This is a genomic window from Cellulomonas hominis, from assembly GCF_005239125.1.
Lineage (GTDB): Bacteria > Actinomycetota > Actinomycetes > Actinomycetales > Cellulomonadaceae > Cellulomonas > Cellulomonas hominis_A.
On record NZ_SZYE01000378.1, the window covers coordinates 1 to 852 of the forward strand.

At 79.8% G+C, this 852-nt stretch carries 1 protein-coding gene; it reads left to right on the forward strand.

Features of this window, described 5'->3' with window-relative positions:
- The first annotated feature begins 100 nt into the window (after positions 1 to 100).
- On the forward strand, positions 101 to 646 hold the full coding sequence (locus FA014_RS19670) for an NUDIX domain-containing protein (RefSeq protein ID WP_154731271.1): 546 nt from the start codon (positions 101 to 103) through the stop codon (positions 644 to 646).
- The last annotated feature ends 206 nt before the right edge of the window (positions 647 to 852 follow it).

An 852-nucleotide genomic window follows, 5' to 3' on the forward strand; every position in this document is an offset into this window, starting at 1 on the left:
CGTAGCGGGAGGCGCCGGACGCGCCGCCGTGCGCCCGGACGCGCCGCCGGGCCCAGCCCGCGCCGCCGGGCCCCGCCCGCGCGGCTGGCACGATGGCGGCATGTCCGCCTGGCGCGCCCACGACTCCCGCACCGTCTACGAGAACCCGTGGATCCGGGTCCGCGAGGACGCCTTCACCCGGCCCGACGGCGGCACCGGGGTCTACGGGGTGGTCGAGGTCCGGCACCCCGCGGTGTTCGTCGTGCCGGTCACCGACGACGACGAGGTCGTGCTCGTCGAGGTCGAGCGGTACCCGACCGGGGCCGTCTCGCTCGAGGTGCCCGCGGGCGGGTCGGACGGCGAGGACCCCCTCGTGGCCGCGCGGCGCGAGCTGCGCGAGGAGACCGGGCTGGCGGCCGACGAGTGGACGCACCTCGGCCCGGTGTTCTCGCTGAACGGCGTGGCGCACGCGCCGGGTCACGTGCTGCTCGCCCGGGGGCTGCGGCCCGCCGACGAGGCCCACGCGCAGGACGAGGAGGGCATCGTCGCGGTCCGCCGGGTGCCGTGGCCCGAGCTGCTGACCCTCGTGCGCGACGGGGCGATCACCGACAACGAGTCGCTGGGCGCGCTGCTGCACGCCGCGATCACGCTCGGCCGGGTGTCCTGACCGCTCGGCCGCCACCCGGGCGGGGCGACCGGCCTCCCGCGGCCCGGAGGCCCGCGTCCCAGCCGGGTGCGCGGCAGCCCGCGGGCGCTCCGAGCGGGGCGGGGTCGAGGCCGGCCGCCGCCAGCAGCCACGCCACGACCGAGTTCGACGTCCACATGTCCCGGCCGGCCGGCCTGCGGCGGTCCGGCCCGCGGCGGCCCGGCGCC

Coding starts and splice junctions, on each gene's coding strand:
- FA014_RS19670 (WP_154731271.1), top strand. CDS start 101: ATGTCCGCCTGGCGCGCCCACGACTCCCGCACCGTCTACGAGAACCCG.